General features: G+C 54.6%; 4 protein-coding genes and 2 pseudogenes. All 6 read right to left on the reverse strand.

Annotated features, from left to right (window positions below; all coding sequences use genetic code 11):
• Positions 1–406: hypothetical protein (locus tag FBQ85_24315; GenBank protein ID MDL1878258.1), on the reverse strand; the 406-nt coding region annotated here is incomplete at its 3' end.
• Positions 407–630: 224 nt separating this feature from the next.
• A complete protein-coding gene (locus FBQ85_24320) occupies positions 631–1,665 on the reverse strand; it encodes a PorV/PorQ family protein (GenBank protein ID MDL1878259.1) in 1,035 nt (344 codons plus the stop codon).
• 131 nt (positions 1,666–1,796) lie between these two features.
• A pseudogene (locus tag FBQ85_24325) lies at positions 1,797–1,994 on the reverse strand (type II toxin-antitoxin system HicB family antitoxin).
• 72 nt (positions 1,995–2,066) lie between these two features.
• Positions 2,067–4,646: pseudogene (gene mutS / locus FBQ85_24330) on the reverse strand (DNA mismatch repair protein MutS).
• Between the two features lie 237 nt (positions 4,647–4,883).
• Entirely contained in the window at positions 4,884–5,918 is a 1,035-nt protein-coding gene (locus FBQ85_24335; GenBank protein ID MDL1878260.1) for an alpha/beta fold hydrolase, read from the reverse strand.
• A gap of 277 nt (positions 5,919–6,195) precedes the next feature.
• Positions 6,196–6,832: alanine dehydrogenase (locus FBQ85_24340; GenBank protein MDL1878261.1), on the reverse strand; the 637-nt coding region annotated here is incomplete at its 5' end.

Below are 6,832 nucleotides of genomic sequence, written 5' to 3' on the forward strand. Positions count from 1 at the left end.
CGAAGCTCAACAGTTTCCACTGAAGCCGCACGCTTGGCGGCCGGCGCTGGACCGGGCTGCGGAATTTTTCATGCACCGGGCGGGCAACTTCGTAGGTCAAATCATAGCGATTCGCTTGGCCGGTTAAATTGGCAAAGCGGGCGCGATACAGGCCCTCGGGCAGAAAAACGCCGGTGGAATCGCGGCTCAGGCGGGTGTCAATGTCGCGATAGGTGCCTTCTGCCGTGCGGTAGTGCATGTAACCGGGGCTGACGCGCGTGAGGTAGAGGTTTTCTTCGGGATTATAGTAGGTTTTGCTGTTGTAGGTGCGCTGGCTGGGTAGCTCGACAAAAGTTGTGTCGGGTTCCTGGGCGGCGGCCGCAGAAGCAAGAATTAAACAAAGCAACGTGAGCAAAACATATCTCATGACTCACCCCGGGTTATCAGTGGTCAAGTACCGGTTAGTTTGGTTTTCGCCTCACTTGTTTTGGAAATTGTTCGGGCGGTTGCTAATGCAACTCCTAAGAAATTCACTAACTCATTCTCACTCATCAAATTACCGTCCGGACGGTAACATTTTCAGGCAAACAGTATTTAGCCATTTCATCAGGATAACCGGTGTATTAAACGATAAAGCTATGTACAAAAAGTTCACTTCCCCCGACGATACTTCGCCGCTTCAATCGTAAATCTTGCCGACACACGGTGGGTTTCTCCCAAATCCTCGTGACCGATAAAGGCGTAATCAACTTGTATCTTCGGCAGGTTGATGCCGGCGCCGGCGGCGAAGCGGCCAGTGTCTGAGCCGAGGCGCAGTGAGAACACCTCTTGAAATTGGTACTCCCAGCCCAGATGCGTATCAACACTCACCGGACCCGCGGCAAGCTGGGCCGCATAATCACGGCCTTCAAAACGAATGTCGAAGTCAAGCGCCGGGGACATGTAGCCGTTGAGCATGGGAATGGCCACGGGATAGGCAAGGCCGGCTTTTAAGGTGGGAATGATAATCTCGCGCGTGCCCTGGTTCCACGCCAGCACGGTGGTGGTGATGTCTTGGAAATTCAGGCCGAGCCGTAAATTGCCGACGGGATTGCACAACGCAGCCACGTCGAAACCCAATCCCCAGGCGGAATTGTCGCCCACACTTTTGCGCAGCACTTTGGCATTCACGCCAAAGCTGAAGCGCTCGCTGCGCTTGACGCCGTAGCTCAGGAACAAGGCGTATTCCGCATCGGAAATCGTGCGGAAAATGTAGGGCCGGTTGATGCGTGTAACGCCGCTGTCATCAACATAAACTGCGCCCAGCGGCAGCGCGGGATTTTGCAAACGGGTGACTGGAATGTCATCGACGCCCAGGCGAATCAAGCTGAGGCCCAGGCTGCGGTTGGCGCCAAAGGGAATAGCGAAGCTGCCGTAATCGTACTTGACCGTGCGGTCGAATTGCTCGGTGTGCATGAGCATGATTTGCGGATACTCGAGGTTCACGAGTCCGGCGGGATTCCAGTAGCCGGCGGTGACGTCCGTGGCAAGCGCGGCATACGCGCCGCCCATGCCGAGCGCGCGGCCGCCGACGCCCAGGCTGAGGAATTCGTTGGCATATTTGGCGGTGCGGGTTTCACCGGCAAAGACGGCGCCAGCGAAGAGTAATCCTAAAACAAGTGGAAAATTTTTTTTGGTGGAGATCATGTTAGTCTCGGGAAAGTGAAAACGAAATTCACATCATGATTGCAGCGGGCAGTGGTTTGTGACTGTTCTGCCACGGCTTGGCCGTGGCATTTGCCGAGTTGAAGCCACGGCCAAGCCGTGGTTGAACATTAAGGTTTTTCCGGCTCTTCACCGCGCTCCCGGCAAAAGGTCAGGTAATCCTCTATAGAATCTTCAAATGCTTTTTTAAGCTCATCCGCCGATTTACCCTGTAACGTGATGACAACACGCGTATTAATGACTTCGCCGTGAATAATTTTTGCTTCGTCGTCATACTCTACACGAGCAAGATAACCGTGGTACTGCATCATGGCTACACGATCTTACGATGTTTTGATTTCATTTACAAGCAGTTTGCTAACTCACTTCCAGGCAACAGAGTTTCACTCGTTGGCCAGTTTTTGCAAATGCGCCAACTGCTGCAAGGCTTCCAGGGGTGTCAGGTTGTTCAGGTCGAGTTTGAGCACGGCTTCACGCATGCGTTGATCTTGCTGCGAGAAAATATCCAACTGCAAAAGGTTCGCCGAATCCGCGTTGCCGTCGCTGGAAATGTTGGCGCGCTCGAGCGCTTGCTGTTCGAGCGTGGCCAGCACTTGTTTGGCGCGTTGAATCACTTTCGCCGGCAGCCCGGCCAATTGCGCCACTTGAATGCCGTAACTGTGATCGCAGCCGCCCTCAACAATGCGCCGCAGAAACACGACCTGATCGCCCCACTCTTTTACTAGCACGTTGTAATTTTTCACGCGCGGGAACAGGCGTTCCAATTCGGTCAATTCGTGATAGTGCGTGGCGAACAACGTGCGCGCCGCGATTTTGGTATTTTCGTGCAGGTATTCCACCACGGCCCAGGCGATGGACAAGCCGTCATAGGTGCTGGTGCCGCGGCCGATTTCATCCAGCAAAATCAGGCTGCGCGAGGTGGCATTATTCAAAATATTTGCCGTCTCGTTCATCTCCACCAAAAACGTGCTCTCCCCTCCGGCCAGATTATCCGAAGCGCCGACGCGCGTGAAAATTTTGTCGACCATGCCGATGTGCGCCTCAGCAGCGGGCACGAACGAGCCGATTTGCGCCATCAACGCGATCAAGGCCACCTGCCGCAAATAAGTCGATTTGCCCGCCATGTTCGGTCCGGTGATGATCAAAATTTGATGGCCTTCATCGTCAAGATAGGTGTCGTTCGGCACAAAACTCTCGCCGAAAGGCAGCAGTTTTTCCACGACGGGATGGCGGCCTTGTTTGATATCGAAGCGCGCGCTGTCATCGATCATCGGGCGCACATAATTTTGTTGATGCGCCACCTCGGCGAAGGCGAGCAGGCAATCTACGGTGGCAATGGCGCGCGCGTTTTCTTGCAAGGCGGCGGCATGCGTTGCCACTTTTTGGCGCAGCTTGTCAAACAATTCATATTCCAACGCCACCAGCTTTTCTTCCGCCTGCAAAATGCGCTCTTCATACTCTTTCAGCTCCGGCGTGATGAAGCGCTCGGCATTCACCAGCGTTTGCTTGCGAATGTACTAATCCGGCACTTTGGCGAGATTGGGATTGGTGACTTCGAGATAATATCCGAAAACTTTGGTGTATCCGACTTTCAACGAGCCGATGCCGGTGCGCTCGCGCTCGGTTTTTTGCAAATTGGCGATCCAATCTTTGCCGTGCGTAGCGAGTTGGCGAAACTCGTCCAATTCTGTGGAATAACCCGGACGGATGATATTACCTTCAGTGACAGACAGCGGCGGATCGTCCACCAGCGCGCGGCGCAGTTCTTCGTTTAGATCCGTGAGCGGATCAAGCGTGTGACCGCTTTGATGCAGCAGCTTGCTTTCATACTTTTGCAGCAGGCTTTTCAATTCAGGAATGCTGTCCTGCACATGCCGCACGGTCACCAACTCGCGTGCGTTGGCGCGCGCCAGACTGACTTTCGCGACCAATCGCTCCAAATCGCCGATGCCGCGAATGCGATCGGAAAGTTTGTCTCGTTGTTGCTGATCGGTGAGCAGCTCGGCCACCGCGTCGTGGCGCTCGCGAATGCTTTGCGCATTGCGCAACGGATGCTGAATCCATTGCACCATTTTCCGGCCGCCCATGGCGGTGCGGGTTTGATCGAGCACGCCCAGCAAAGTGGCGTGATGATTCTCGCCGCGCATGGCGCGCACCAATTCGAGATTGCGGCGCGTCGAGGGATCGATGCTCACGAACTCGCTGTTGCCGCGCCGCGCCAGTTGCGTAAGATGAGCCAGTTCGCCCTTCTGCGTTTCTTTGAGATAAGACAATGCGCCGCCGGCAGCGCAAATGCCGCAGATGAGATCGTCGCAGCCAAAGCCCTTGAGCGTGAGGGTTTTGAAATGGCGCGTGAGGGTTTCGTAGGCATGATCGAAGGAAAAATGCCAGGCCTCGCGGCGCGTGATCAGCGTTTGGAAATTCTTGCCGAAGCGCTCGCGCAGCCAGTCTTCATGCTCGTCGGCCACGAGAATTTCCGCGGGCTCGATGTCTTGCACGATTTCGACCAGTTTGTCAGCAGGAAATTCATCGAGCAAGAATTCGCCGGTGGAAAAATCGATTTGCGCGAGGCCGGCGGTTTTCTTTTGCACGTAAATCGCGAGCAAAAAGTTATTGCGGCGGCTGGCAAGCAGATTGTCGTTGAGCGCGGTGCCGGGCGTGACGATTTCCGTGACTTCGCGCTTGACCACGATTTTAGCCAGCTTGGGATTCTCGACCTGCTCACAAATCGCCACGCGGTGGCCGGCCCGCACCATTTTGGTGAGATAGGTATCGAGCGCATGATGCGGAAAGCCGGCAAGCGGCACCTCCGAGGATTTGCCGTGCGCGCGCGAGGTCAAGGTGATGCCCAGCACTTCGCTCGCGATTTTCGCATCATCGAAGAACATTTCATAAAAATCGCCCATGCGAAAAAAGAGCACGGCATCCTGATGCTGCGCTTTGATGGCGAGATACTGGCGCATCAACGGCGTGCTCACGTCTTCCAGTTTTACCGCATCGTCTTTGGAGGTGGAATTCACGAGATAGTCAGGTTTTGTTGAATGGGGCGATTCAACGTTAAGAAAATCTGAAAATGCTGAGTTTATTTTCAGCCACGGATGCACACGGATTGGCACGGATGCGACTGAAACAAATAATCCGTGAACATCCGTGTTAATCCGTGGCTCAAGCTGTTCAATTTAGAATTGCAAGAGATAAAATCAAGCCATTTGCTTGAAAGCTTGGGCATACTGCCGGACCAGGGCGTTGGCATAATGCCAAAGCGCATAATCCATCCAGCGATGGTCGCCAAAAGCTGTGCGCTTGGCAGAAATGAATCCCAAGTGGCCGCCGCTGGGTGTGAGATGGAGCTGCAACCAGGGACTGTCCGGCAAGTCTGCGAAAATCTCGCGTGGAATAAAAGGATCATTCTCAGCCGCCAAAAGAACCACCGGCACACGAATGTTTCCCAAAAACTGATGCGCACTGCATTTTTGATAATAGTCTTCCGCCGAGGTGAAGCCGCCGAGCGGCGCGGTTACGATTTGATCGAAAGCATAGAGATTGAGATTGCGCGGCAGCTCGAAGCGCGGGAAATCCGGAAAATCGATTTCGCGCTCGCGCAGTGTATTTTTGAGCAGGCTGATGAAGCGGCGATCATAAAGCCAATTGCGCTTGCGACTGATGGCGGCTGCGCCGGCGGCCAGCTTGATCGGGGCACTCACTGCCAGCGCGCCGCACAAGTTTTGCGGTATCGCCTCTGGTTGCTCGCCCAAAAGCTTGAGCAGCATGTTGCCGCTCAACGAGAATCCAATCGCGATCACCGGCTTATCGGGATAATTTTCAGCAATAAGGCGAAGCATCGGGGCCAAATCTTCGCTGCGGCCTGCGTGGTAAAGTTGCCGCGCCAGCCCCCTGCCCTGCCCTGCGCCGCGATGATTCAAACGAAAGGTGATCCAATTTTTATCCAGAAATTTTTTGGCGACGCGCAGCATGTAGGGCGAATCCGCCTGCCCACCGAGGCCGTGCAGCAGCAAAACCACGCCGGCGGCTTTTTCTTCTTGAGATAGATTTTCACAGGCTACCAGCGTGTCGCCGAAGGAAACGGGAATTTTATGGAGATGGGTATGCGATAATCCTTTTGAGCCCGGGAGTAAATATCCAGCTAGTGTCTGCAAATCACCGCCCGGGGCCCAGCGTGCGGGAGAGAAGGGTTCGCGATTGTGTTGGATGGAAAGTGTCAGTCGCGCCATCATTCAACTGTTCGAATGAGACTCTGAAATAGATTCTTCATCCCGGCTGTCATCAAACGGGCTTGCACTGCAATGGCCAAGCCATTGCTGATCATCGAGTTCTGATGTACTGCAAGCGCTCGAGTTGTACCGTAATTCGACGAGCTTCCAATGCAATGCAACGGCCAAGCCGCTGCAGATCGTTCATGCTTCGCGCTGCAACGGATCAAAACAAAAAACCCAACATGAAAATCGCTTTCAGTTGGGTTCAGCAAAAATTGTAAGCACGCTGCGCAAACACTCACGCCAAAGCTTTTTCCAGTGGCGTATAAGGCAGATCGAAGGCCTCTGCCACGCCCTTGTACGTCACCACGCCGTGCGTGATGTTAACGCCATAGGCCAGCGCCTGGGACTTACGCACGCTGTCCGGGTAGCCCTGATTCGCGAGTTGAATCGCATACGGCAAAGTAGCATTGGTCAAAGCAAAAGTTGACGTCATGGGCACGGCGCCCGGCATATTCGCCACGCCATAGTGTACGATGCCATCGACTTCATACGTGGGCTGGTCGTGGGTGGTGGGATGAATCGTTTCCACACAACCGCCTTGATCCACCGCAACATCGACGATCACCGAACCCTTTTTCATGCCGGAGAGCATCTCGCGCGTGATGAGATGCGGGGCTTTCGCGCCCGGAATGAGCACACCGCCAACAACCAGATCCGCATCCGCAATGGCTTTGCGGATGTTGGCGGGATTCGACATTACGGTTTGCACGTTTTTCGGCATGACATCATCGAGATAGCGCAACCGATCGAGACTCAAATCGAGAATGGTCACATGCGCGCCGAAGCCCGCAGCGATCTTTGCGGCATTGGTGCCGACTACGCCGCCGCCGATAATCGCAACATTGGCCGGCTCGACGCCCGGCACACCGCCG

This window comes from Cytophagia bacterium CHB2 (assembly GCA_030263535.1).
Lineage (GTDB): Bacteria > Zhuqueibacterota > Zhuqueibacteria > Zhuqueibacterales > Zhuqueibacteraceae > Coneutiohabitans.

Excerpts from the sequence above, each read along its gene's own strand:
- FBQ85_24320 (MDL1878259.1), bottom strand. The coding sequence starts at position 1,665 with ATGATCTCCACCAAAAAAAATTTTCCACTTGTTTTAGGATTACTCTTC.
- FBQ85_24335 (MDL1878260.1), bottom strand. The coding sequence starts at position 5,918 with ATGATGGCGCGACTGACACTTTCCATCCAACACAATCGCGAACCCTTC.